This window comes from Actinocorallia longicatena, assembly GCF_039534125.1.
GTDB classification, from domain to species: domain Bacteria; phylum Actinomycetota; class Actinomycetes; order Streptosporangiales; family Streptosporangiaceae; genus Actinocorallia; species Actinocorallia longicatena.
On the sequence record NZ_BAAAUV010000036.1, the window covers coordinates 40,442 to 64,704 of the forward strand.

General features: G+C 71.2%; 19 protein-coding genes and 1 pseudogene. 11 read left to right on the forward strand and 9 right to left on the reverse strand.

Annotated features, from left to right (window positions below; translation table 11 throughout):
- Positions 1–230: 230 nt before the first annotated feature.
- The 3 genes from ABD785_RS37200 to ABD785_RS37210 all read right to left on the reverse strand — a co-directional run bounded on the left by ABD785_RS37200 (position 231) and on the right by ABD785_RS37210 (position 3,612).
- On the reverse strand, positions 231–1,307 hold the full coding sequence (locus ABD785_RS37200) for an acyltransferase family protein (protein WP_344838354.1): 1,077 nt from the start codon (positions 1,305–1,307) through the stop codon (positions 231–233).
- Between the two features lie 125 nt (positions 1,308–1,432).
- Positions 1,433–2,866 (reverse strand): LCP family protein, encoded by a 1,434-nt coding sequence (locus ABD785_RS37205; RefSeq protein ID WP_344838358.1) that lies wholly within the window; start codon positions 2,864–2,866, stop codon positions 1,433–1,435.
- Between the two features lie 17 nt (positions 2,867–2,883).
- Positions 2,884–3,612, reverse strand: a complete 729-nt coding sequence (locus ABD785_RS37210; protein WP_344838360.1) for a TIGR03089 family protein — start codon at positions 3,610–3,612, stop codon at positions 2,884–2,886.
- An 80-nt stretch (positions 3,613–3,692) separates the two neighbouring features.
- On the opposite strand from ABD785_RS37210, the gene ABD785_RS37215 reads away from it, so the two are divergent.
- Positions 3,693–5,726 carry a hypothetical protein gene (locus ABD785_RS37215; protein ID WP_344838364.1) on the forward strand — a complete coding sequence of 678 codons (2,034 nt, stop codon included), beginning with the start codon at positions 3,693–3,695 and terminating at the stop codon, positions 5,724–5,726.
- A 7-nt stretch (positions 5,727–5,733) separates the two neighbouring features.
- Here the strand turns inward: ABD785_RS37215 and ABD785_RS37220 are convergent, their stop codons facing one another.
- Both ABD785_RS37220 and ABD785_RS37225 read right to left on the reverse strand, forming a co-directional pair.
- Positions 5,734–6,612 carry a glycosyltransferase gene (locus ABD785_RS37220; protein ID WP_344838366.1) on the reverse strand — a complete coding sequence of 293 codons (879 nt, stop codon included), beginning with the start codon at positions 6,610–6,612 and terminating at the stop codon, positions 5,734–5,736.
- Between the two features lie 59 nt (positions 6,613–6,671).
- Complete coding sequence (locus ABD785_RS37225) at positions 6,672–8,054, reverse strand: LCP family protein (protein ID WP_344838368.1); 1,383 nt, start codon at positions 8,052–8,054, stop codon at positions 6,672–6,674.
- 250 nt (positions 8,055–8,304) lie between these two features.
- Here ABD785_RS37225 and ABD785_RS37230 point away from each other — a divergent pair, with 250 nt between their 5' ends.
- Positions 8,305–9,213 carry a glycosyltransferase family 2 protein gene (locus tag ABD785_RS37230; RefSeq protein ID WP_344838370.1) on the forward strand — a complete coding sequence of 303 codons (909 nt, stop codon included), beginning with the start codon at positions 8,305–8,307 and terminating at the stop codon, positions 9,211–9,213.
- Positions 9,213–10,265: a glycosyltransferase family 4 protein gene (locus ABD785_RS37235; RefSeq protein ID WP_344838373.1), complete on the forward strand. Its 1,053-nt coding sequence runs from the start codon at positions 9,213–9,215 to the stop codon at positions 10,263–10,265. The genes ABD785_RS37230 and ABD785_RS37235 overlap by 1 nt, the downstream gene beginning before the upstream one ends.
- Here ABD785_RS37235 and trxA read toward each other — a convergent pair.
- Entirely contained in the window at positions 10,262–10,594 is a 333-nt protein-coding gene (gene trxA / locus ABD785_RS37240; RefSeq protein WP_344838376.1) for a thioredoxin, read from the reverse strand. The genes ABD785_RS37235 and trxA overlap by 4 nt on opposite strands.
- A complete protein-coding gene (locus tag ABD785_RS37245) occupies positions 10,591–11,463 on the reverse strand; it encodes a lysylphosphatidylglycerol synthase domain-containing protein (RefSeq protein WP_486303554.1) in 873 nt (290 codons plus the stop codon). The genes trxA and ABD785_RS37245 overlap by 4 nt, the downstream gene beginning before the upstream one ends.
- Before the next feature lie 151 nt (positions 11,464–11,614).
- On the opposite strand from ABD785_RS37245, the gene manB reads away from it, so the two are divergent.
- From manB to ABD785_RS37265, 4 genes are read left to right on the forward strand one after another with little or no spacing between them, the layout of a single operon-like run.
- Positions 11,615–12,682: a mannose-1-phosphate guanylyltransferase gene (gene manB, locus ABD785_RS37250; protein ID WP_344838381.1), complete on the forward strand. Its 1,068-nt coding sequence runs from the start codon at positions 11,615–11,617 to the stop codon at positions 12,680–12,682.
- 45 nt (positions 12,683–12,727) lie between these two features.
- Positions 12,728–13,156, forward strand: a complete 429-nt coding sequence (locus ABD785_RS37255; protein WP_344838383.1) for a GNAT family N-acetyltransferase — start codon at positions 12,728–12,730, stop codon at positions 13,154–13,156.
- Positions 13,153–14,019, forward strand: a complete 867-nt coding sequence (locus ABD785_RS37260; RefSeq protein WP_344838384.1) for a DNA-3-methyladenine glycosylase family protein — start codon at positions 13,153–13,155, stop codon at positions 14,017–14,019. The genes ABD785_RS37255 and ABD785_RS37260 overlap by 4 nt, the downstream gene beginning before the upstream one ends.
- Before the next feature lie 57 nt (positions 14,020–14,076).
- Positions 14,077–16,617, forward strand: a complete 2,541-nt coding sequence (locus ABD785_RS37265; RefSeq protein WP_344838388.1) for a bifunctional FO biosynthesis protein CofGH — start codon at positions 14,077–14,079, stop codon at positions 16,615–16,617.
- Positions 16,618–16,677: 60 nt separating this feature from the next.
- Here ABD785_RS37265 and ABD785_RS37270 read toward each other — a convergent pair whose 3' ends face one another.
- Positions 16,678–17,949 (reverse strand): coenzyme F420-0:L-glutamate ligase, encoded by a 1,272-nt coding sequence (locus tag ABD785_RS37270; protein WP_344838391.1) that lies wholly within the window; start codon positions 17,947–17,949, stop codon positions 16,678–16,680.
- Positions 17,946–18,911 carry a 2-phospho-L-lactate transferase gene (gene cofD, locus ABD785_RS37275; protein ID WP_344838393.1) on the reverse strand — a complete coding sequence of 322 codons (966 nt, stop codon included), beginning with the start codon at positions 18,909–18,911 and terminating at the stop codon, positions 17,946–17,948. Before cofD ends, ABD785_RS37270 begins: the two co-directional genes overlap by 4 nt.
- A 141-nt stretch (positions 18,912–19,052) precedes the next feature.
- Here cofD and ABD785_RS37280 point away from each other — a divergent pair, with 141 nt between their 5' ends.
- The 4 genes and pseudogenes from ABD785_RS37280 to ABD785_RS37295 all read left to right on the forward strand — a co-directional run.
- Positions 19,053–19,991, forward strand: a complete 939-nt coding sequence (locus ABD785_RS37280) for a hypothetical protein (RefSeq protein WP_344838396.1) — start codon at positions 19,053–19,055, stop codon at positions 19,989–19,991.
- Positions 19,992–20,182: 191 nt separating this feature from the next.
- Complete coding sequence (locus ABD785_RS37285) at positions 20,183–20,452, forward strand: WhiB family transcriptional regulator (protein ID WP_344838398.1); 270 nt, start codon at positions 20,183–20,185, stop codon at positions 20,450–20,452.
- A 182-nt stretch (positions 20,453–20,634) separates the two neighbouring features.
- Positions 20,635–23,796 carry a glycosyltransferase family 2 protein gene (locus ABD785_RS37290; protein ID WP_344838400.1) on the forward strand — a complete coding sequence of 1,054 codons (3,162 nt, stop codon included), beginning with the start codon at positions 20,635–20,637 and terminating at the stop codon, positions 23,794–23,796.
- Positions 23,793–24,263, forward strand: a pseudogene (locus ABD785_RS37295) (hypothetical protein); the annotation flags it as partial. The gene ABD785_RS37290 and the pseudogene ABD785_RS37295, both read left to right, overlap by 4 nt.

The window sequence follows — 24,263 nt, forward strand, 5'->3', positions numbered from 1 at the left end:
GTACGACCTAGCAGACGACGACAGAACAGCGAAGACCGCCCAAGCCTACCGACATAGGCCCTTCCCCACGTCCCGTACCACGATCACGCTTTGATGTCCTCAACACGGGCAAGCCTCCAAGCTCGGGCGTCGGGAACATGAAGCCTCGGTGAAGCCCGTCGCGGCATACGAGAAGGCCGCCCCGGGCTCCTGCGAGCGGGACGGCCTTCTCGATGCCGGGCGAAGGGGGATCAGGACCCCGCGGGGGGCTCGATTCCGGCCTCGGGCTTGGGCTTCGGCTTGGCGGCCGGCCGGCGGAGGCTGGTGAAGGCCCAGCTCATGCTCGGCTCCACGGCCCAGTGGAACGCCTTGACGGTCGGCTTGCTGCACAGGAACGTCGCGACGCCCACGGCCACGACGATCATGAGGATCATGCCGGGCACGTTCTGCAGCCAGTCGACGTGGTCCCACTCCTTGTACTGCAGGTACTTCACCAGGAAGCCGTGCAGCAGGTAGGCGTAGATCGTCGTGGTGCCGAGCACGGTGAACCAGGTGCGGCGGCGGGGGACCACGGCGAGGAAGGCCGCGACGAGGATCACGGCGGACAGCAGCATGGCGATCCGCATCCCGGTGCCGACCAGGTTGTCGACGCCCAGCGCCTTGTTCGAGTCGCGCCAGTACATCCACTTGTAGTTCATGTGGTCCTTCGCGTAGAACGCGAAGGCGTACCCGGCGGCGAGCACGGCCGCGCCGCTGATGCGGACCCAGCGGCGGCGCAGGAACTCGAAGTGCTCGGGCTTGAGGCAGAGGCCCAGCACGTAGAAGGGGACCAGCCCGAAGACCCGGTGCATGTCGAGCTGGCCCGACAGCGGCCCGGTGTAGGAGATCAGCGAGATCGCCACGGCGACGGCGAGCGGCCAGCGGATCTGCTGCCAGACCGGGGTCGACAGGCGCCACATGAACAGCGCGAGCATGAACCAGGTCAGGTAGACCGGGTTGAGCAGGCTGATGCTGAACTTGTTGCCCGTGACCTGCCACTCGACGATCGAGTAGAGCGTCTCGAAGATGACGTACGGGACGCCGAGGTTGGTGATCAGCTTGCGGGCCTTGCCGCCGCCGAAGGTGAAGTTCCGCGAGAAGTAGCCGGTGATCACGATGAACAGCGGCATGTGGAACAGGTACACGTAGATGTAGGCCGCGTCAGCGGCCGGCACCTTGCTCCGCAGGCCGACGATCGTGTGTCCCGCGACGACCAGAAGGATGGCGAGGAACTTCGCGTTGTCGAAGAACGGGTCGCGGACCTTGGCGGGCTTCGGGGGGGTGGGCATCTCCTGTTGGGAGACGGGTGGTGCTACCTGGGTCACCGCTCATCCAAGTGGGAAATGGGGGAAATGTGAAGGACCTGTTAGAAGGTACATCCTTTTCCCCGCGGTTGCTCACCCGATGGTCAGGTTCATGTCGCTTTGCAGATGTTGTCCGTTGCCTTGATCTCGCCGTCGAGCTTCTTCGGCAGGGCCGAGCCGGTGGTGAGACCGGTCCAGTTCGGGCCGAGCACGAGGTCGACGACGCCCGCCGGGGTCTTGGTGGAGGGCACCGGCTTGGCGCCGGGCACGAGCACGGCCAGGGTCGCCGCCGCGTTCTCGCCGCCCTTGCCGTAGAGGATCTGGGTCTCCGGCGGGTTCACCTTCGGGTTGCCGAACAGCGGCACCTGGTAGCCCTTGGCCTTGAGCTCGTTGGCGACGCTCTGCGCCTTGCCGGTGATCTCGCTGCCGTTGTAGACGCGGACCTTGATCTGGGCCGGCGGGACGGTCACCGAGGGCTTCGGGTTCGTCTCGACCAGCTTCTTGTCGTTGGCGACCTCGGCGAAGAAGTCGTCGGCGTCCGGCTGGCGGAACGCGACCCGGTTGGGGTCGGGCGCGTAGGCCGTGTAGGGGACGGTGACGAACTTGACCTTCTTGACGTCCAGGCCCTTCATCTTCGTCCCGAGGTCCACCATGGCCTTCAGGCTGAAGTCGTCGTCGACCTTGATCGTCCGGGTCAGCGAGCGGAGCAGGGAGGTGAGCTTGAACGGGTCGCTGAGAACCGACTTGCTCATGGCCTTGTTCGCGACCGAGCTCAGGAACTGCTGCTGGCGCTTGACCCGGGAGAGGTCGGAGCCGTCGCCGAGGCCGTGCCTGGCCCGCACGTAGGCCAGGGCCTGCTCGCCCTTGACGACGTGCCTGCCCTTCTTCAGGTGCAGCTTGCTCTTGTCGTCGTCGACGTCCTTGGTCAGGCAGATCTCGATGCCGCCGAGGGAGTTGACGACGCCTTTGAAGCCGGCGAAGTCCACGACCGCCATGTGGTCGATGTGGATGTTCGTGAGCGTCTGGATCGTCTTCCAGGTGCAGGTCGGCCCGCCGATGCTGAACGCGGAGTTGATCATGTTCTTCTGCGGGGCCGACATGCCGCCGTTGGGCGTCTTGCAGGCCGGGATGTCGACCATGAGGTCGCGCGGGAAGCTGATGCCGGTCACCGCGCCGCCGCCGGGCGAGATGTGCATGAGGATCGTGGTGTCCGCGCGGGCGGCCTCGCCGACGAGGCTCTTGCCGTACTTGGCGTTGGCGCCGTCGCGGGTGTCGGAGCCCATCAGCAGGATGTTGACCGCGTTGTTCAGCTTCGGCACGGCCTTCTTGATCGAGTCGTCGACCTTCAGGTGCTCGAGCCCGCTGGTCAGGTAGCGGGTGTAGCCGTACGCGGAGATGCTGCCGACGACGAGCAGCCCGGACAGGGCGACGGACGTCCACCCGAGGAGCTTCCATCCGCGCGAGACGACCTGGGTGTCCTGGTCGGCCTTCGCGCGTTCGCTCTGGGTGTCGTCGACATAGTCGGTGTAGAGGGGGCTGTTCATCGCTCCACGAGATTAGGTCAGAGGACCCGTCGCACGTTGGCGTACGACGCATCCAGTCCCGCTACGGCTGTCACGCGCTCTGTTTCGGCCCGGTGGGTCACCAGATCCTGGCGAATGTTGCGACAAAGTATGACGGATCCCCCGGCGTGGAGGGGGGCGAGTAGCCCACTTACAAGCGCCTCGGCGGTGGTGTAGGCCACACCCACGAGAACCCTGTCAGTGCCGGTAATGCCGTGTCTCTTGGTGAATGTGACTATATCGGCATCAAGCTGTGACCTCGAAAATGTGGTGTTCGTCACAACGAGCGCGGGATCGGCCTCGCGATGGCCGCTGAAACGGTCGCCGTACGCCCTGACCTCGACCGCGTAGTCGGTCACCCAGGCGGGAGCGCCTTCGAGCGGCGCGCCCATCGCGTCGAGGGAGAGCCCGACGACCTCGGCCGCCGACCCCGGCGCGCGGGACGGGTCGTCGGTCACCCAGACGCCGTCCTCCTCACCGGTGGGCGAGAGCACCACGGTCTGCCCCGCGGCCCAGGCCGCGTAGACCCAGACGGCCGTCTGCCAGTGCGCCGGAAGATCGAGCACGACCCGGCCGCCCGGCTCGGCGTCCAGGCCCTCGACCAGCAGGTTCGCCGTCTTGGCCACCCAGTTGTCGAAGGTCCGGCGGGAGAACTCCTGACGCTCCCCGGTCGCGTCGTCGTAGAAGGTGACCAGCGGCTGCTGGGCCCTTCCCTGCGTCAGTTGCATGCTGCGAAGCGTACTGATGCGATCTCCCGCACGGCGCTTCACGGCTTTCTCACACGATCACCGTTACGCTGCTGGCTCGTATGGACGGTCCAGCTGCGCACAACACGATGCTGGCGCGGCTCACGGTCGCGCCTGCTCTGCTCGTCGTCGCCTGGCTCGTGGTCAGCCTTCCGCTGCTGCTGCTCGGCGAGTACACGATCGGCGTCTCCCTGGCGCTGTTCGTGCCCGCCGCGGTCGTCGCGCTGTCGATCGGCTGCAACGGGGCGGTGCGACGGCCCCAGTTCGACCTGGGCGAGGGCTGGCAGGCCTGGTTCTCGCTGGCCGCGACCCTCACGGTGACGATCGTCTTCTTCGCCTTCCAGCTCGAGTACAACTCCGAGCAGCTGATCGTCAGGCGGGATCCGGCGACCTACGCCCAGTTCGCGGCCTGGCTCCAGGACCACGGCAGCCTGCCGATCTCCAAGTCGCTGGCGGCCTTCGGCGGCCCCGACCCCGCGCTCCGGTTCGACAGCCCCGGCTTCTACGACGAGCCCGGCGGGATCGTCCCGCAGTTCATGGCGGGCCTGCCGCTCCTGCTGGCGCTCGGCGGCTGGATCGGCGGCACCGCCGGGATGCTCGGGATGGCGCCGCTGCTGGGCGCCGGCGCGGTCCTGTCGTTCGGCGGGCTCACCGCCCGTCTCGTCGGCCCCGCCTGGGCGCCGGTGGGGGCGCTGGCCTTCGCGCTGTCCTGGCCGCTGATGTTCGTGTCGCGGTCGACCTTCAGCGAGTCGGCCGCGCTGGTGCTGCTGCTGGGCGCGCTCTGCCTGATGCACGACGTCCGCGACCTCAAGGAGGGGCGGGCGAGGGCGTTCCTGGCGGGGCTGGCCTTCGGGCTCGTCGTGCTGGTCCGGATCGACGGGCTGCGCGACATCCTGCCCGTCCTGGTCTTCTCCGGGCTGCTGTTCGCCCGCAGGCGCCGGACGGGGCTGCCGCTGTTCGCCGGGCTCGCCCTCGGCGTCGGCGCGGGCCTGTACGAGGGGTTCACGCTCTCCGAGCCCTACTTCCGCTACCTGAGCGGGTCGCTGCGGCCGCTGCTCTACCTGTCGGCGCTGGCCCTGCTGGGGACCGGGCTGATGGTCCTGCTCCTGCGCCTGCGGGGCGAGTGGTTCAGCCGGGCCGGCGACCGGATCGCCCGCGGCTGGCTCCCGGACGTCGCGGCCGTGCTGACGGTCCTGCTGATGATCGGGTTCGCGCTGCGCCCGTACGTGCAGACCGTCCGGCGGATCCCGGTCAGCGCCGAGGACAGGTTCAACGCCGGCTACATCGAGTACCTCCAGGGGATCCTGCACCTGCCGATCGACGGTTCCCGTCAGTACACCGAGCTGTCGCTGTACTGGGTGGTCTGGTACCTCGGCATCCCCGCGCTGCTGCTGGCGACGTTCGGGGCGGCCCTGCTGCTGCGGCGGCTCCTGCGGCGCGGCTCGCCCGAATGGCTGCTGCCCTTCGCCGTGATCACGCTCACGACCGTCGCCACCCTCGTCCGGCCGGGGATCACCCCCGACCATCCGTGGGCGTCGCGGCGGCTCGTCTCGATCGTCATTCCCGGGGTGCTGCTGTTCGCGGTCTGGACGGTCGCCTGGGCCACCCGCAGGATCCGGCGGCTCGGCTACGGCAGGACCGTGACCGCCGTGTTCGGTTTCGCCGGTGCCTTCGTGCTGGCCGCCCCGATCGCCTACGGGTCGGGCGGGCTGATGTTCAAGGCGGTCGACCAGGGTGAGGCGAGCGCCGTCAGGGAGCTGTGCCGCTCCCTCGGGCAGGGCGCCAGCGTGCTGATCGTCGAACGGGTGACCGCGGACCGGTTCTCGCCGGTCGTCCGGAACTCCTGCGGGCTGCCCACGGCCCGTGTGGACGGCTCCTCGACCGAGGACGTCCGGCGGATCTCCGACCGGATCACCAAGCTCGGCCGCCGCCCGGTCGTGCTCGGCGCGAGCAGCGCGGACGTCGTCCCCTTCGGCACGCCCTCCCAGGTCGTCGACCTGCACTCCCGCCAGGACGGCCACGCCCTCGACAGCCGTCCGAAGAGCACCTGGTCGCTGACCATGACCGTCTGGATGGCCCAGCCCCTCATGGGCTGAGCTCTTCTCAGAGGGCCTGGAAGATCTCCTCGTTGCGGCGCGGGCGGGTGCGGAGCCCGGCCCGGAGCCCGCGCATGAACGTGACCCGGAGCGTGCCGCGGTCGCGTGAGCGCAGGTAGATGCGGAGCCAGCGGCGGGCGGTGGCGCCCGCGTACAGCAGGCGCTCCAGCGGGCCGAGCCCGGACGAGCGGGTGAACTGCCAGACCTTGTTGCGGACCTCGTAGAAGAAGGTCTCGCCCGGTTCGGGGTCGGTCGCGCCGAAGATCTCGGTCTGGTGGGTGACGACGCTGTCGCGGCAGAGCAGCCCGATGTGGCCGCGCAGCAGCCGGGTCGTGAACTCGAAGTCCTCGTTCTTGTCGAAGTAGTCGGCGACGGGCAGGCCCCGGTCGCGGACGGCCTGCGCGTCGACCAGCACCGAGACGAAGGACGCGCTGCGGATCGGCAGGCACCCGGCGCGGGCGGCCAGTGCCAGCTCGGCGGCCGAGGCCCAGGGCTTGACGCGCGGGGTGTTCATCGGATGGTCGCGGCCGTCGGTCCACACGACCCGGCTGGTGACCAGGGTCGCGCCGTCGGCGGCGTTCTCCAGCGCCTCCAGTGCGGTGGCCTCGGGCAGCGCGTCGTCGTCGAGGAGCCAGATCCAGGCGGCGCCGAGCTTCAGCGCGAGCGCGATCCCGGCGGTGAACGCCCCGGCCGGGCCCCGGTCCTCGGGCAGCTCCAGCAGGGTGACGTCGGGGAACTCCGTCCTGACCATCGCGGCGGTCCCGTCGCCCGAGCAGCCGTCGACGACCACGATCGCGTCGGGCTGTGCCGTCTGGTCGAGCACCCCGGTCAGGCATTCGGCGAGCAGCTCACGGCGGTTCCGGGTGGCGACAACGGCGACGATCACGGGCTTTGCTCTCTCCGGGGGGCGGGGGGACGCGTCTGCGGACTCATCATCGCACCCCCTCAGCCCGTCTTGCAGATGTCCTCCTTGGCGGTGAAGTCGCCGGCGCTCTTGGGCAGCGGCGTGGTGAGGCCGCTGAAGGCGGTGAAGTCGGCGCCGAGGTAGAGGTAGACGGTGCCGGGGGCGAGCTTCGGGTCGCCCTTCGGCCTGGTGCCCGGGAGCAGGGCGGCGACCTGGGCGGCGGCGGCCTTGGCGCCGGGGCCGAACCGCAGGAGCGTCCTGGGGAGCGTTCCGCCGGCGTAGGTGGTGGTGGAGCCGAGGGAGGCCTGGTACTTCTTGGCGGCCAGCGTGGTCACGGCCCGTCCGGCGAGGCCGCTCGTGAGCGTCCCGTTGTAGAGCCTCACCTTGATCTTCGACGCGGGGATCGGCCGGGTGGCGGTGGTCGCGGCGGGCTTCGGGGTGTCGGCGGGGGCGGGGACCTTGTTGTCCTGGCGGAGCGCGGTGAACAGGTCCTCGGCCTGCGGGAGCCAGAAGACGCGGCCGTTCCAGTCCTTGTGCGCCTTGCGCTCGGCGGGCAGGGCGTAGCGCCACGGGATGGTCTTGAACTCGATCTGGGCCAGGTTGAGGCCCTTGAGCTTGCCCGCCAGATCGATGATCGTCCCGCCGCTGAAGCCCCGGTCGGCCGACAGGGACTTGGTGGCGGCGTTCACGAACTTGGTCAGCTTGAGCGGGTTGGTGAGCACGCCCTGGCTGGTCGCCTTCTTGATGACCGAGCTGAGGAACTGCTGCTGGCGCTGGATCCGGCCGATGTCGGTGCCGTCGCCGATGTGCCGGACCCGCACCCAGCCGAGCGCCTGCTCGCCGTTGATCTTCTGGCGGCCGCTCTTGGTGATCGTCAGCTTGGAGTCGCGGTCGGTGAAGGGGTAGGGAGCGCAGATCTCGACGCCGCCGAGCGCGTCCACGATGTTCTTGAACCCGGTGAAGTCGACCTTGAGGTAGTGGTCGACCCGGATCTTGGTCAGCGCCTCGACGGTCTGGACGGTGCAGGTCGCCCCGCCGTAGGCGAACGCCGAGTTGATCATCCGGAAGCCGCCGGGCACGGTCTTCTTGCCGACCTGGCAGTCGGGGACCTGCACCATCGAGTCGCGGGGGAAGCTGATCGCGACGGCTCGCTGACCGCCCGCCGACAGGTGGAGCAGGATGGTCGTGTCGGACCGTTCCCCGTCCTCCCGGCCGTACCTGGTGTTGGCGCCCGCGCGGCTGTCGGTGCCCATGAGCAGGATGTTCATGGCGTTGTTCAGCTTCGCGGGCCGGGGCTTGCCCGGCGGATCGGGGATCTCGTCGATCGGCTTGATGTTGTTCCAGAAGTACTTGTAGGCGACGAATCCGCCGATGCCGCCCAGGGCCAGGGTGATGGCGAGGCCGATCGCCGTCCACTTGAGCACCTTGCCGCCGCGTCCCGGCGGCCTGCGTCTGTGACCTGGGGAGGGCGCGTCTCGGACGGTCTGCGTGGGGTCGTCGGTAGGGGAGGTGCCAGCGTCGACGGTGCCGTACATGATCCCCGCGTTTCCCCGTGTGTCTTTATGTGGCAGATGGCACATCTTGCCCGAAATGTAATACGTGCGCCATCTGAACCGTCGATCCCCTGACCGTCGGCCCCCGGTCAGCACGCGAGGGCGGCTACCCTTGGGCGGCGTGAGTCCTGAGCCGTCGTCCCCCGTGCACGTGTCGATCGTCCTGCCCTGTTACAACGAGCAGGACCATGTGGTCGACGAGGTGGCGCGCATCTGCAAGGCGATGGACGCCAGCGAGATGACCTACGAGCTGCTGGCGTTCGACGACTGCTCCTCCGACGGCACCCTGGAGCGCCTGCGGGCCGCGGAGCCGGACCACCCGCACCTCAGGGTGATCCCCCGGCACCGCAACGGCGGGTCGGGCACGATCCGGCGGCTCGGGTCCGAGCGGGCCCGCGGCGACGTCGTCGTGTGGACCGACGCCGACATGAGCTATCCGAACGAGCGGATCCCCGAGCTGGTCAGGATCCTCGACGAGGACATGACCGTCGACCAGGTCGTCGGGGCCAGGACGTCGGAGGAGGGCACGCACAAGGTGCTGCGCGTCCCGGCCAAGTGGATGATCCGGAAGATCGCGGAGCGGCTCTCCGACTCGAAGATCCCCGACCTCAACTCGGGCCTGCGGGCGTTCCGGCGCGACGTCGCCCGGCCCTACCTGCGGCTGCTCCCGGCGGGGTTCTCCTGCGTCACGACGATCACGCTGGCGTTCCTGTGCAACAACCATGACGTCCGCTACGTGCCGATCGACTACTTCAAGCGGGCCGGTACCTCGAAGTTCCACTTCACCAAGGACGCCTACCGCTACATCCTCCAGGTCCTGCGGATGGTCATGTACTTCAACCCGCTCAAGGTCCTGATGCCGCTGGCGCTGTGGCTGCTCGGCCTCGCGGTGCTGAAGGGGATCGTGGACCAGTTCGTCCACAACATCCTCTACTTCTCCAACAACACCATGCTGATGTTCATGAGCGGGCTGCTCATCGCGTCGCTGGCGCTGCTGGCCGACCTCATCGTGCGATCGCGCGTCGACTGATGCGGATCACCGTCGTCGGCCCCGCCTTCCCCTACAAGGGCGGCGGGGCGCACCACACGACCGAGCTGGCGCACCGCCTCGCCGCGGCCGGTCACGAGGTGACGCTCCTGTCGTGGAGCGCGCAGTACCCGGGCTTCCTCTACCCCGGGCAGCAGACGATCTCCGAGCCGGAGGGCGAGCCGTTCCCCGCGACGCGCCGGGAGCTGTCGTGGCGCAGGCCGGACGGCTGGCTGCGGGCCGGGCGGCGGCTGCGCTCCCGGGATCTGGTGATCTTCGCCGTGCTGTCGCCGGTGCAGGTCCCCGCCTACCTGGGCATCCTGCGCGGGATCGGCGGCAGGACCAGGGTCACGGCGCTCTGCCACAACGTGCTGCCGCACGAGCCGAAGCCCTACGACCGGCCGCTGATGCGGGCGCTGCTGCGGCGCGCCGGCTCGGTCCTCGTCCACTCGGCGGGCCAGGCGGAGCTCGCGCGCGGGCTGACGGAGCGGCCGGTGGCCGTCGCGGAGCTGCCGCCGCATCTGCCCTCGGCCGGGGGCGAGCGCGCGCCGGGCGTGCGCGGGCGGCTGCTGTTCTTCGGGATCGTGCGGCCCTACAAGGGCCTCGACGTGCTGCTGAGGGCCCTGCCCGAGCGGGTCTCGCTGACGGTGGCGGGCGAGTTCTGGGGCGGTCTCGACGACACGAGGGCGCTGATCGATTCCCTGGGCCTCGGCGACCGGGTCGAGCTGAGGCCCGGATACGTCCCCGCGGGGGAGATCAACGGGCTGTTCGACGCGGCCGACGCCCTGGTGCTGCCCTACCGGTCGGCCACGGCGTCGCAGAACGTCCGGCTCGGGTTCGAGCACGGCGTCCCGGTGATCGCCACCCGGGTCGGCGGCTTCCCCGGCCAGATCCGCGAGGGCGTCGACGGCCTGCTCGCCGACCCCGGCGACCCCGCCTCGCTCCGCACCGCGATCGAGCGGTTCTACCGGATCATGGAAGGGCGAGAGGGGTTCCGGATCGATCGGACCGACCCCGAACCCCTCTGGAAGGACTACCTCGCCGCCCTGCTCTAGGCGGGCAGATGCGGGTCGATCTCCTTGAGGATCACGCGCTTGGGCTTGGCGCCGACGATCTGGTTGACGACCTCGCCGTTCACGTAGAGGTTCAGCGTGGGCGCGCCCATGATCCCGTAGTCGCGGACGATCTCCGGGTTCACGTCGATGTCCACCTTGACGATCTTCAGCTTGCCCTCGTACTCGGCGGCGATCTGGTCGAGGACGGGGGCGACCATCCGGCAGGGGCCGCACCAGGTGGCCCAGAAGTCGACCAGGACCGGGGTCTCGGAGTTCAGGACCTCGTCCTTGAACGTCGCGTCGGTGACGTCGGGCGTCAGTGCGCTCACTGGGGGATTCCTCTCGGGCGGAGCTGTTCCTCGGGATCAAGTCCCGCGGGGGCCGTTTCATTCCCGGGACGGGGCTGGAGCGCCCCGATCCCCGCCCAGATGAGGTCGGCGGTGGTCAGCACCGCCCGCGACGCCAGCGCGGCCACCAGGGCGTCCGGCCGGGTGATCACCGGGGCCAGGGCCAGGACCAGGGCGGCCTCCCTGGCCCCGAGTCCTCCGGGGGCGAAGATCACCAGAAATCCGACGACGTAGGCCAGCGCGTAGGCGCCGGCGGCCAGGGCGGGGGAGCCCTCGGGCAGCAGCAGCCACATGTGGACGCCGAACAGGGCCCAGCCCGCGAGCGTCCAGAGGACGGCCAGGAGCATGGCCCGCCCGCCGACCGGCCGCTCCAGGGGCGGCCGCCGGACGGCCCGCAGCGCCAGGTTCAGCGCCCGGGTGACGATCGCGGGGTGCAGGCAGGCCAGCATGAACGGTGCCAGCGCGAGGGCCCACCAGTACCTCCCGGCGGCGTCGGCCGAGGTCAGCGGCAGTGCGACGGCCGCGGTCACGCAGCCGGTGGCCACCGTGGTGGCCATGGCCATGATCGTGGCACTGCCGCTGGACACCCGGCTCACGCCGTACGGGCGGGCCAGTTCGACCTGGCCGAGCAGCGCCCACACCGAGCCCGGCACGTACTTGCCGAGCTGCCCGAGGAACATGATCCGCGTCGTCGCGCGGACGCCCAGCGGAGCGCCGAAACCGGCCAGCAGCGCCCGCCAGCCGAGCATCCAGAGGCCGAGCCCGGCCATCCCGGCGGCCAGCGCCCCGATCAGGGCGAGCGGCGACATCCGGCCCAGCGCCTCGACGATCAGCGACCACTGCGAGATCACTCCGTATGCGCAGAAGCCCAGCGCTACTAGAAGAAAGATGATTCGCGGCGCCCGTGAGTTCACCTGACAAGACTATGGCCGGGGCCGGGCCCAGTAAGCTCTGCGTATTCAAAACGATGGTCATCACCGACATTTCCCGAAAGGCGTGGGTGTGGAAGCGATTCTGTTGGTCGGCGGGCGCGGGACGAGGCTCAGGCCTCTGACGATCTCGACTCCGAAGCCGCTGCTGCCGACCGCGGGCGTCCCCTTCCTGGCACATCAGCTGGCCAGGGCCAGTGCGGTGGGGATCACCCGAATCGTCTTCGCCACTTCCTATCGCGCCGAGATGTTCGAAGCCGCGTTCGGAAACGAGGCTTATGGGGTGGAACTCTGCTATGTGGTCGAGAGGCGTCCCCTGGGCACCGGCGGGGCGATCCGTAACGCCGCCCAGGCATTGAACAGCGACCCCGGCGACCCGGTTCTCATTCTCAACGGCGACATCCTGTCGGGGCACTCGATTCCCGATCAGGTCGAGCTGCACCGCAAGGCCGACGCCGCGGTGACCCTGCATCTGACCGAGGTCGACGACCCGTCCCGGTTCGGCTGCGTGCCGACCGACGGCACCGGCCGGGTGACCGCCTTCCTGGAGAAGACCAACCACCCGGTGACCAACCGGATCAACGCCGGTTCCTACGTCTTCCGCCGCGACGTGATCGACACCATCCCCCAGGGGGAGGTCGTCTCCGTCGAGCGCGAGACCTTCCCCGGCCTGATCGCCGCGGGCAAGACCATCATGGGCTTCGTCGACCCCGGCTACTGGCTGGACGTCGGGACTCCGGCCGCGTTCGTCCGCGGCTCCTGCGACCTGGTGCTCGGCGAGCTCACCTCGCCCGCGCTGCCCGGCGAGCCCGGCCCCTTCCTCGCCCTCGAGGACGCTCACGTCTCGCCGCGCGCCGTCGTGACCGGCGGGACGATCGTCGGCGCGGGCGCCGTGGTCGAGGCCGGATCGACCGTCTCCGGCAGCGTGATCTTCGACGAGGCCGTGGTCGCCAAGGGCGCCTGGATCCGCAACTCGGTCCTGGGCCGGGGCGCGAAGGTCGCCTCCGGCGCGATGCTGGACGGGGCGATCCTGGGCGACGGCGCCATCGTCGGCCCCGGCAACGAGCTGGGCGACGGCCTGCGGCTGTGGCCGGGGATCGAGCTCCCGCCGACGGCCGTCCGCATGTCGAGCGACGTCTGACCCCTCCTCTGAAAACCGGTGGCGCTCCGGATTAGCCTGACCTCTGTGGAACTCATCACAGAGCCCAGCGAGGGCCTGCGGCGCAGGCTCGGCGACGCGCTGAAGGCCCGGAACCTGCTGATGTCGCCCGAGCTCGCGGCGGCCAAGGAGCTGTACGGCAAGGACGACGTGCCGCTGGAGGTCTACGCGGTCGAGGACGGCGAGCTCGTCGGCGGACTGGCCGGCGAGACCTGGCTGAGCTGGCTGCACGTCGAGCTGCTGTGGGTGCGGGACCGGGGCGACGGCCTCGGCTCCCGGCTGCTGGCCACCGCCGAGGAGATCGCCCGCGGACGCGGCTGCACCGGCTCGCGGCTGGAGACCTGGAGCTTCCAGGCCCCCGGGTTCTATGCCAAACAGGGCTACCGGATCGTCGGAGAGGTCCCCGACCACCCCTTCCCCGGCTCCGTCGACTACACGCTGATCAAGAACCTGTGACCGGGCGGGTCTGGCGGGCGCCCTGGCCGCTGAGCCTGCGCGGCGTGCTGTTCCCGCTGCGGCGCGGACCGCATGACCCGGCCTTCAGGATCACCCCGGACGGGGCCGTGTGGCGCACGTCCTGGACCCCGGACGGCCCGGGCACGCTCCGGATCGTCCGCGACGGCGCCGACTTCACCGGGACGGCCTGGGGCCCCGGGGCCGGATGGCTCCTCGACGGCATGCCCGCCCTGCTGGGCGCCGACGACAGGCCCGAGGAGTTCGTCGCCCACCACGACCTGGTCAGGGAGTCCTTCGCCAAGCACGCGAACTGGCGGATCGGCCGGACGGACCGGGTCTTCGAGGCGCTGGTCCCGGCCGTCCTGGAGCAGAAGGTCGTCGGGGCGGAGGCCTGGCGGGCCTGGGGACATCTCCTGCGCCGGTTCGGCGAGCCCGCCCCGGGCGCACCGGACATGAGGGTGCCGCCGCCGCGCGAGGTGTGGGCGAAGATCCCCTCCTGGGAGTGGCACCGGTCGGGGGCGGAGGCCGTCAGGGCACGGACGATCATCCAGGCGGCCCGCCACGATCTGGAGAGCGCCCCGGACCGGCTGCGGCACCTCCAGGGCGTCGGCCCGTGGACGATCGCCGAGGTCAGGCAGCGTGCCCTGGGAGATCCCGACGCCCTGTCGGTCGGCGACTACCACCTGCCCGGCCAGATCGGCTACGCGCTCACCGGAGAAAAGACCGACGACGCGGGAATGCTGCGGCTCCTGGAGCCTTATACAGGTCAGCGGTACCGCGCGGCCGTGCTCATCCTGCTGGAGGGCAAGGGGCCGCCGCGCCGGGGGCCGCGGATGAGCGTCCGGGACTACCGGTCGTTCTGACCGCGCCGCGACGGCCCCCCTGTCGCCCAATATGACGCTTGGCATAGAGTGCGCCCTATGGAGAGCGTGAACGAGTCCGGAATGCGGCGGGCCCTGGCCCGCGCCCGGGACGGCAAGACCCTCGACCAGGCCGAGGCCACCATCCTCCTGCACGCACGCGGCCCGCAGCTCGAAGAGCTGTTCGGCTACGCCTCACGCACCCGGGACGCGGGGCTGGAGGCGGCCGGCCGGCCGGGAGTGATCACCTACAGCCGCAAGGTGTTCATCCCGCTGACCCGGTTGTGCCGGGACCGCTGCCACTACTGCACTTTCGCGACAGTACCCCACAAGCTCCCCGCCCCCTTCCTCAGCCCGGACGAGGTGCTGGAGATCGCCCGCCAGGGCGCCGCGATGGGCTGCAAGGAGGCGCTCTTCACGCTCGGCGACCGGCCCGAGGACCGCTGGGACGCCGCCCGCGAGTGGCTCGACGCCCACGGCTACGACGACACCCTCTCCTACGTCCGGGCGATGTCGATCAGGGTGCTGGAGGAGACCGGCCTGCTGCCGCACCTCAACCCCGGCGTGCTGACCTGGCGCGACTTCCAGCGGCTCAAGCCCGTCGCGCCGTCGATGGGGATGATGCTGGAGACGACCGCGACCCGGCTGTTCAGCGAGAAGGGCGGCCCGCACTACGGCTCGCCCGACAAGGACCCGGCCGTCCGGCTGCGGGTCCTGGAGGACGCGGGCCGCTGCAACGTCCCCTTCACCACGGGCATCCTCATCGGCATCGGCGAGACGATCGAGGAGCGCGCCGACGCGCTGTTCGCGATCCGCCGCACGATGCGCGAGTACGGCGCCACCCAGGAAGTGATCATCCAGAACTTCCGCGCCAAGCCCGACACCGCGATGATGGCCACCCCCGACGCCGACCTGTCGGAGCTGGCCGCGACCATCGCCGTGGCGCGGCTGGTCCTCGGGCCGAAGGCGCGGCTGCAGGCGCCGCCGAACCTGGTGGACTCCGAGTACTCCCTCATGATCCGCGCCGGCATCGACGACTGGGGCGGGGTCTCCCCGCTCACGCCGGACCACGTGAACCCCGAGCGTCCGTGGCCGCAGATCGACGAGCTCGCCGAGCGCACCGCCGCCGAGGGCTTCACGCTGCGCGAACGGCTGACGATCTACCCCGAGTACGTCAAGAAGGGCGAGCCGTGGCTCGACCCGCGGCTGTTCGCCCATGTCGAGGCGCTGGCCGGGCCCGACGGCCTGGCCCGCGAGGACGCCGTCGTCGAGGGCCGCCCCTGGCAGGAGCCCGACGGCGGGTTCGTCGCGGCCGGCCGCACCGACCTGCACGTCTCGATCGACACCGACGGCCGCACCAGCGACCGGCGCGACGACTTCGACGAGGTCTACGGGGACTGGAACGCTCTCAGGGAGCGCGTCCACGCCCCCGAGCGGTTCGACGCCGACGTCAAGGCGGCCTTGGCCGCCGCCGAGAAGGACCCCGGCGGGCTGTCCGACGAGCACGCCCTGGCGCTGCTGCACGCCGAGGGCCCCGAGCTGGAGACCCTGACCCGGCTCGCCGACGACCTGCGCAGGGAGGCCGTCGGCGACGACGTCACCTACGTCGTCACCCGGAACATCAACTTCACCAACGTCTGCTACACCGGCTGCCGGTTCTGCGCGTTCGCCCAGCGCCGCACCGACGCCGACGCCTACTCCCTGTCCCTGTCCCAGGTCGGCGACCGGGTCGACCAGGCATGGGAGGCGGGTGCCACCGAGATCTGCATGCAGGGCGGCATCCACCCCGACCTGCCCGGAACCGCCTACTTCGACCTCGCCCGCGAGGTGAAGAGCCGCGCCCCGGAGATCCATCTGCACAGCTACAGCCCGATGGAGGTCGTCAACGGGGCGTCCCGGACGAACCTGTCGGTCCGCGACTGGCTGATCGCGGCGAAGGAGGCGGGCGTCGACTCGCTGCCCGGCACCGCGGCCGAGATCCTCGACGACGACGTCCGCTGGGTGCTGACCAAGGGCAAGCTGCCCACCTCGTCGTGGATCGAGGTGGTGAAGACCGCCCACGAGATCGGCCTGCCGACGACCTCGACGATGATGTACGGCCATGTGGACACCTACGCCCACTGGGTCGCCCATCTGAAGCTCCTGCGCGAGATCCAGTCGGAGACGGGCGGCTTCACGGAGTTCGTCCTGCTGCCGTTCGTCCACCACAACAGCCCGATCTACCTGGCGGGCCTGTCCCGGCCCGGCCCGACGATCCGGGAGAACCGCGCGGTCCACGCCCTGGCCCGCATCCTGCTGCACGGCTCGATCCACAACATCCAGACCTCGTGGGTGAAGCTCTCGGACGAACTGTGCACCGAGATCCTCCAGGGCGGCGTCAACGACCTCGGCGGCACCCTCATGGAGGAGACGATCTCCCGCATGGCGGGCTCCGACAACGGCTCCTTCAAGACGATCTCCTCGCTGGAGGACATCGCCGCCCGCGCCGGCCGCCCGTCCCGCCAGCGCACCACCACCTACGGCACGCCCACCGCCGAACGCGTCGAGGCGGCCCGCCGCACCGACGGCGTCGGGCACTTCCTCCCGCTCGTCACCAAGTAGGACGCGCGCCCGGGGTGGGAGAAACCCGGCCCCGTCCGGCGGAGTTCCGCCGGACGGGGCTCAGCGGACGGTGATGAAGTCCGACGGGTCGCGCGGGGCCCGGTCGAGGGGGGCCGCGGCCGGGTGGCCGACGCCGACGGTGCCCATGGGGTCCCAGTCCTCGGGCAGGTCGAGCACGTCCCGGACCGTGGGACGGCAGAACATCGTGCTGGAGACCCAGCAGGAGCCCAGGTCCTCGACGGCCAGCGCGACCAGGAGGTTCTGGACGGCCGCGCCCGCCGAGACGACGAACATCTCGCGTTCCGCGGCGGCGCGGCGGCCGTCGGGGTAGGCGTGGGCGCCGCCGGCCGTGGTCAGGCAGGGGATGACCAGGTAGGGGGCGCGGCGCAGGACGTCGCCCCTGCGCAGGCGCTTGGTGATCGACTCCTGGGTGAAACCGTCGCGCTCCAGGTCGGCGCGCCAGGCCTCGCGCATCGCGTCCAGGAGGCGGGTGCGGGTCTCGGCCGACTCGACCAGGACGAACCGCCACGGCGTCGTGTGGTGCGGGGCGGGCGCGGTGATCGCCGCCGCGACGGCCCTGCGGACGGCCGCGGGATCGACCGGGGCGTCGGTGAACTCGCGGATCGTGCGGCGGGCGCGCAGGACGTCGGCGCTGCCGAAGCGGAAGAGGTCCTCGGCGGGCGGCCGGATCAGGGCGCGGGCGCCGGGACCGTCCTCGTCGAGCACCAGCGGGGACAGCCCGCGGACGATCGCGACGGGGACGCCGTCCAGCTTGCCCTTCACCAGCTCCGCGGCGCTCGCGATCTCGTCGGCGAGGGCCGTCACGGTGGCCTCGAGGAGGTTGCCGTGGCCGTCGGAGCGGCCGCGGAAGTCGTCGAGGGGGGCCAGCCCCGAGCAGCCGATGGCGACGTCGGTGAGGCCGGTCCGCCACGGCCGCCCGAACGTGTCGGAGACGATCACCGCGGCGCGCACGGGCAGGGCGCGGCGGAGCCGGGACGCGCTGGCGTCGGGGTCCTCGGGCAGGAGCAGGATCGTGCCCCTGGCGGTGTTGGAGGCGTCCACCCCGGCCGCGGCCATGACCAGGCCGTGGTGGGTCTCGACGATCCGCATCGGCCCCTTGCGCGCCACGACCCGGACCGACTCGGAGTCGATGGCCTTCTCCCGGTCGGCGGCCTCCAGCACCCGTCCCTCGGCCTTGCTGACGATCTTCGAGGTGACGACGAGGATGTCGCCGTCGCGCAGCTCGGCGCCCGTCCCGGTGATCAGCGCGGCGAGATCGTCGCCCGGCTTCACCTCGGGCAGGCCCGCGACGCCCAGGATCTCGACGCTCACCGGCCCTCGCCCCGCCCCGTCAGCTCGAGGGCGAGGTCGATCGCCGCCTGCGCGAGGTCGCGGGTGGCCTCGGGGGAGGACATGAGCAGCGGACGGGAGCGCACGGCGACGTCCTCGAGCCCGGGGGAGGAGAAGTGGGGGCCGTCCTCCTCGGCGACCAGCCAGCCGTCCAGCAGCGCGGGCCCGTAGAAGGCGGCGACGGCCGCGGCGGAGGTCTCCACGCCGATGGCGCTCAGGCAGGCGTCGGCCATCCCGCGCACCGGCGCGCCGCCGATGATCGGCGAGATCCCGACGACGGTCTTGGCCTGGACGGCCTCCCGGATTCCGGGGATCGACAGGATGGTCCCGACGCTGACGACCGGGTTCGACGGCGGAAGGATCACGAAGTCGGCGTCGGCGATCGCGGCCAGCACCCCGGCCGCGGGCTTCGCGTCCTCCGCGCCCACCGGGGTGATCGCCTCGGCCGGGACCGAGGCCCGCAGCCGCACCCACCACTCCTGGAAGTGGACCGCCCGCCGTCCCTGCTCGTCGGTGAGGACGACATGGGTCTCGACCCGGTCGTCGGTCATCGGGATCAGCGTGACGCCCGGCTTCCAGCGGTCGCAGAGCGCCTCGGTGACCTTGGAGAGCGGATAGCCGGCGTCGAGCATCTGGGTGCGCACGATGTGGGTGGCGAAGTCGCGGTCGCCGAGCCCGAACCACTGCGGTTCGACCCCGTACGCCCCGAGCTCCTCCTTCACCGTGAAGGACTCGTCGCGACGGCCCCAGCCCTGCTCCTCGTTGATGCCCTCACCGAGGGTGTACATGACGGTGTCCAGATCGGGACAGACCTTAAGACCGAACAGGTAGATGTCGTCGCCGGTGTTTCCGATGACCGTAATGGAGGCCCCGGGAGCCGCCGCCTTCAACCCGCGCAGGAAGCGCGCCCCGCCGATGCCGCCGGCCAGAACCACGATTTTCACGATCCAAGTCTTCCATCCGTGGTCGGCGATGAGTCCACCCGCCCGTCCACAAGTTGATCGATCCGGCCTGACGCGAATCTGCGGTCTGTGCCAAGCTTGGCCGAAAGATGGCTCGCCCCCATATCCCGCCTGGAGTCCTCCGTGTCCAAGGAAGCGCTGCTGAAGCTGCGCGAACCCGCCGCCTTCGCCCTGCTCGGCGCCGGCGCCCTGCAAATGCTCGCCGGCCTGGTCGGCCTGTTCGCCAAGGGCGGTTTCACCTATCACGCCCTGTCCGAGACCTCCGAATACGGTCACTTCACGAACCTGTCGATCGCGGTCGTGACGGTGCTCGCCGTGCTCTTCGTCACGAAGGGCGCGGAGCAGAACAGCCCGCAGGCCCGCAACGTGGTCATGGCGGCGCTCGGCGTACTCGGTTTCGGACTGCTGTTCGGGGCCGTCTGCCTGCTGGCGGGCCTGCTCGCGGGCGGCGAGTCCACGACCGTCGGCGGTGTGACCTACTCGATCACCACCGTGAGCGGCAACACCAAGATCGTCGCCTTCTTCTTCGGCATCGCCAAGCTGGTGATCACCGGGGTGGCCGGGTACTTCGTCTTCCTGAACTTCCAGGCCCTCCAGCCGGCCAGGCCCGCCCCGCTCCCGGGCGGCCTCGGCGGCGGCCAGGTCTACGGCGGCCAGCAGTACGGCCAGTACGGCCAGCCGGGCCAGCAGGGTCAGCCCTACGGCGACCCGTACCAGCAGCAGGCCCCGCCGCCCGGCGCCTACAACGACCCGTACTCGCCGCCGCCGAGCCCGAGCCAGCCGCAGCCCGGCCCCAGCCAGCCCCAGCCGGGCCAGTACGGCCAGCCGCAGTACGGAGCCCCCGACCCCTACGCCCAGGGTCAGCCGGGTCCGAGCCAGCCCCAGCCGGGCCAGTACGGCCAGCCGGGACAGGGTCAGCCGGGGCACGGTCAGCCGGGCCAGTACGGCCAGCAGCCCCCGCAGGACCAGGGCGGTTGGACCCGTCAGTTCGGCGAGGAACCCCCTCAGCACGGCCAGCAGAGCGACCAAAACTGGTATCGGGGGGATCAAGGACCGCAATAATCCCAGCTTCAAGACGGTCACTTTCGCCCTATTACCTTCTGTTCGCCCCATAGCAAGCTCGTCCCGCTTGACGCGCAAGGGACTACACACGTGTAATTTCAAGTGTGTAGTTCTGCGTCATTACCGCGTCCGTGTGCGACGTGAGGGTGGCGGTCGTCACGGGGCTCCACGGGGGCGGTTGGGAGGTGCGCATGGGCGAGGTAGTCGTGATCCCGCTCGCGCACGGCACAGATGACGGCGAAGAGTTGGGCTGGCAGGAGCGTGCACTCTGCGCTCAGACCGATCCGGAAGCGTTCTTTCCGGAAAAGGGCGGCTCGACCCGTGAAGCCAAGAAAGTGTGCCGGGCGTGCGAGGTGCGTGTGGAGTGCCTGGAGTACGCACTTCAGCACGACGAGCGGTTCGGGATATGGGGCGGTCTGTCCGAACGGGAGCGGCGCAAGCTCAAACGCGCCGCTGTGTGATCGGCCTTCCCGGGGTCCGGAGGTCGGGCCGGGCCCCGTTTTGGCGGGGCGAATCCCCGATGGTCTTGGACATAGCGTCAGACCGCGCTGACCTGGAACCGGGGGCGGCAGTAGAGTGTCAGCCGCGCGGGGCAACCCCCGCGCGGCTTTCCCCTTCCTCCACCCCCCTCGCGAGTTGAGCCGTGGCGTCCCTCTCCGAACGGCATGTCGTGACCGCCGTGCTCGTCGCGCACGACGGCGCCCGATGGCTGCCCGACACCCTCAAGGCGCTCCTGACCCAGACCAGGCCGGTCCAGCGCCTCGTCGCCGTGGACACCGGCAGCGCCGACCGCGGCCCCGCCGTGCTGGCCGAGGTCCTGGGCCAGGGCAACGTGCTCCGGCTGCCGGCCGACACCCCCTACGCCTCGGCGATCGCCGAGGGACTGCGGCATCCGGCCGCCCAGATGCCGGTGAACATCCCGGATCCGGTCGAGTGGATCTGGCTGATCCACGACGACTCCGCGCCGTCGCCGCGCGCCCTGGAGCTGCTGCTGGCCCAGGTCGCGGCCGATCCGAGCGTCGGCATCGCCGGGCCGAAGCTCCGCGACTGGGACGACCGGCGCCTCCTGCTGGAGATCGGCGTCGCCATCGACGGCCAGGGCCGCCGCGAGACCGGTGTGGAACGCGGCGAGTTCGATCAGGGCCAGCACGACGGGCTGAAGGACGTCCTGGCCGTCAGCACCGCGGGGATGCTCGTCCGCCGCGACGTCTGGACCCAGCTCGGCGGCCTGGAGGCGCGATTCGGCCTGTTCCGCGACGACATCGACCTCGGCTGGCGCGTCCATGCCGCCGGACACCGCGTCCTGGCCGTCAGCGACGCGATCGTCTACCACGCCGAGGCCTCGGCGCGCGGGCAGCGCGAGACCGGGGTCAGGCCCCGGCGGCTCGACCGCCGCAACGCGATGCTGGTGCTGCTGGCCAACCAGCCGCTGCGGCCCATGCTCTGGACCTTCCTCCGATTGATGGCCGGCTCGCTCATCCGGATGTTCGGCTTCCTGGTCGGCAAGAAGCCGCTGGCCCTGCGGGACGAGCTCAACGCCGTCCGGGACCTGCTGACCGACCCCCTGCTCCTGCGGTCGCTGCGCGCCGCACGCGCGCACAACCGCTCCCGCGTCTACCGGGTCATCCGGCGGTTCCAGCCGCACTGGGTGACCTTGCGGCGGCTCGCGGAGCGGTTCGGCGCGCTGATCGCGCCGACCGAGTACGGCGGCGAGGAGGAAGAGGAGAACCCGCAGGACGACCAGGGGCTGGGCGTCATCCGCCGGATCGTCTCCCACCCGAGCGTGGTCGTCCTGCTGACCCTGATGTTCGTGACCTTCCTCGCCGAGCGGTCGCTGATCGCCACCGCGGGCAGGCTCGGCGGCGGCGCGCTCGTGCCCGCCTGGGGGAGCGCGTCCGAGGTCTGGGCCTCCTACACCGCGGGCTGGCACCAGGTCGGGCTCGGCTCCGCCGACGCCGCGCCGCCCTACCTGGCCATCCTGGCCGGGCTCTCGGTGATCACCTTCGGCAAGCCGTGGCTGGCGCTGATGTGCCTGCTCGTCGGCTGTGTGCCGTTGTCAGGGCTGACCGCCTACCTGGCGGCCAAGCGGCTGATCCCGGCCGGGCTGCCGGTCGGGCGCAGGGCCGCGCGGCTGCTCGGCCGCCGCCGGGTCCCGGCGAGCGCGATCCGCGCCTGGGTCGCCGTCGCCTACGCGCTGCTCCCCGTCGTCTCCGGCGCGGTGGCGGCCGGGCGCTACGGCACCTGCGTCGTCGCGGTGCTGCTGCCGCTGATCGGCCTGTTCGGCGCCCGGGTGCTGCGGCAGCCGGCCGGGCGGGTCGACGCGCGCCAGGCCCGCAGGGCCGCCTGGGGCCTGGCCGTCATGGTCACCGTCGCCACCGCGTTCGTCCCGCTGACCTGGGTGCTCGTGACCGGGCTCGGCGTGACCGCCTTCTACGCCATGCGCACCGCGCGGGGCTCCGACCTGCTCATCGTGGTGCTGGTGCCGCCGCTGCTGCTCCTGCCCACCACGATCGGGCTCGTGCTGCACCCGTCGCGGCTGCTGCTGGAGGCCGGGCTGCACCGCGCCGACCTGGTCGACGCCCGGCTGTCGGGCCTGTCGATCCTCACGCTCGACCCCGGCGGTCCCGGCACCAACCTCGGCTGGGCCACGGCCGGGCTGCTGGCGCTGGCCGTCGCGGCGCTGCCGCTGCGGTCCCGCAGGACCGCGGTCATGTCGGGCTGGATGCTGATCCTCTTCGGGTTCCTCACCGCGGTGATCGTCTCGGCGATCACGGTCACCGAGGCGGGCGAGTCCGCCCCCGGCTGGCCCGGGGTGCCGCTGGCGATCGCCGCGGGCGGCCTCATCCTGACCGCCGGGGCCGGGCTCCAGCGCGCCGTCGAGGTGATCTCCGGCCGCGACTGGATCTACCGGGTCGGCGGGATCTGCGCGGTCTTCATCGCGCTGAGCACGCCGGTGCTGGCCTCGGTCTACTGGATCGGGTCCGGTGTCGACGGTCCCGTCGGAAAGATCAGGACCGAGGCGCTGCCGACCTTCCTCGCCGCGACCAACGACATCGCCCGCGCCCGCACCCTCGTGCTGTCGCCGCGCCCGGACGGGCTCGTGTCCTACACCGTCCTGCGCGGGACCTCGCCCGGCCTCGGCGACGAGGACTTCCACCCCGGGGAGGCCGCGACCCGGCGGCTGGACGGCCTCGTGGCGGGCATGGCCATCGGCCGCGGTTCCGGCGGGCTGACCGGGATGGGCATCCAGTACGTCTACCTCCGCACCTCGGGGTCGGGCGGGACCGCACGGCAGACCGCGCTCGCCGACACCCTCGACGCCGACCCGGCGCTGATCCGGCTGAGCCGCACCAAGGGCTACGCCATCTGGCGGATGTCCCTGCCCGGCGCCCGGCTGATGCTCAGGACCGGGAACGAGCTCACCCCGCTGAGCAGCGACGGCATGACCGCCGACGTGCCCATCCCCGCGGGCCCCGCCGGACGCGTGGTGCTGCTCGCCGAGCCCGCGGGCGGCTGGACCGCCGCGCTGGACGGCTCCGCGCTCAAGGCCTCGACCGTCGACGGCTGGGCGCCGTCCTGGGAGGTGCCGGCCGAGGGCGGCAGGTTCACCCTGGACCGTCCGCACCGGCTGTGGACGGCCTGGATCTCCGTTCAGGGCGTCGCCTTCTTCCTCGTCCTCGTGCTGGCCCTGCCCGGCGGTGAACTGCCCGCGGCGGTCGTCACCCCGCGCCCGCGCGGGCGGCGCCACAAGCCGGCCGAGCCGTCAGCGGCGGAGCCCAAGTCACCGGTAGGAGCCGACGCATGAGCGATGAGGAGGAGTTCCGCGACCTCCCGGCCCAGGACGGCGACGTCTGGTTCGGCGACCCCGCCGCTGCACCGAAGAAGGGGCGCCGCCGGGCGTCCCGCCGCTCCCGCGACGAGGAGCCCGCCTCCTTCTGGGGCGACGCCCCCGACGAGCCGCCCCCCGCGGAACCGCCGCCCGCGGCGCCGGAGCCCCCGGCCGAGGCGGAGCCCTGGGACGAGTCGGCGCGCGGCTGGTGGGAGACCCCGTCGGCACCCGAGCCCGCCCCCGACGCCTCACGGGGAGGGCTCACCCTCCCCTGGGACGGCCGCCCGGCCGCTCCGAGGCCCCGCACTCCGGTCGAGCCGCCGCGCGCGCTGCCGCGCGCCCCCCTGGGCGGCGTCGATCCGCTCGGCCGCCTGCACTCCGACACCATCGGCTTCCCCGCCATCAAGGCCGACGGGCCGCCCCCGCCGCCCGCACAGCCCGCC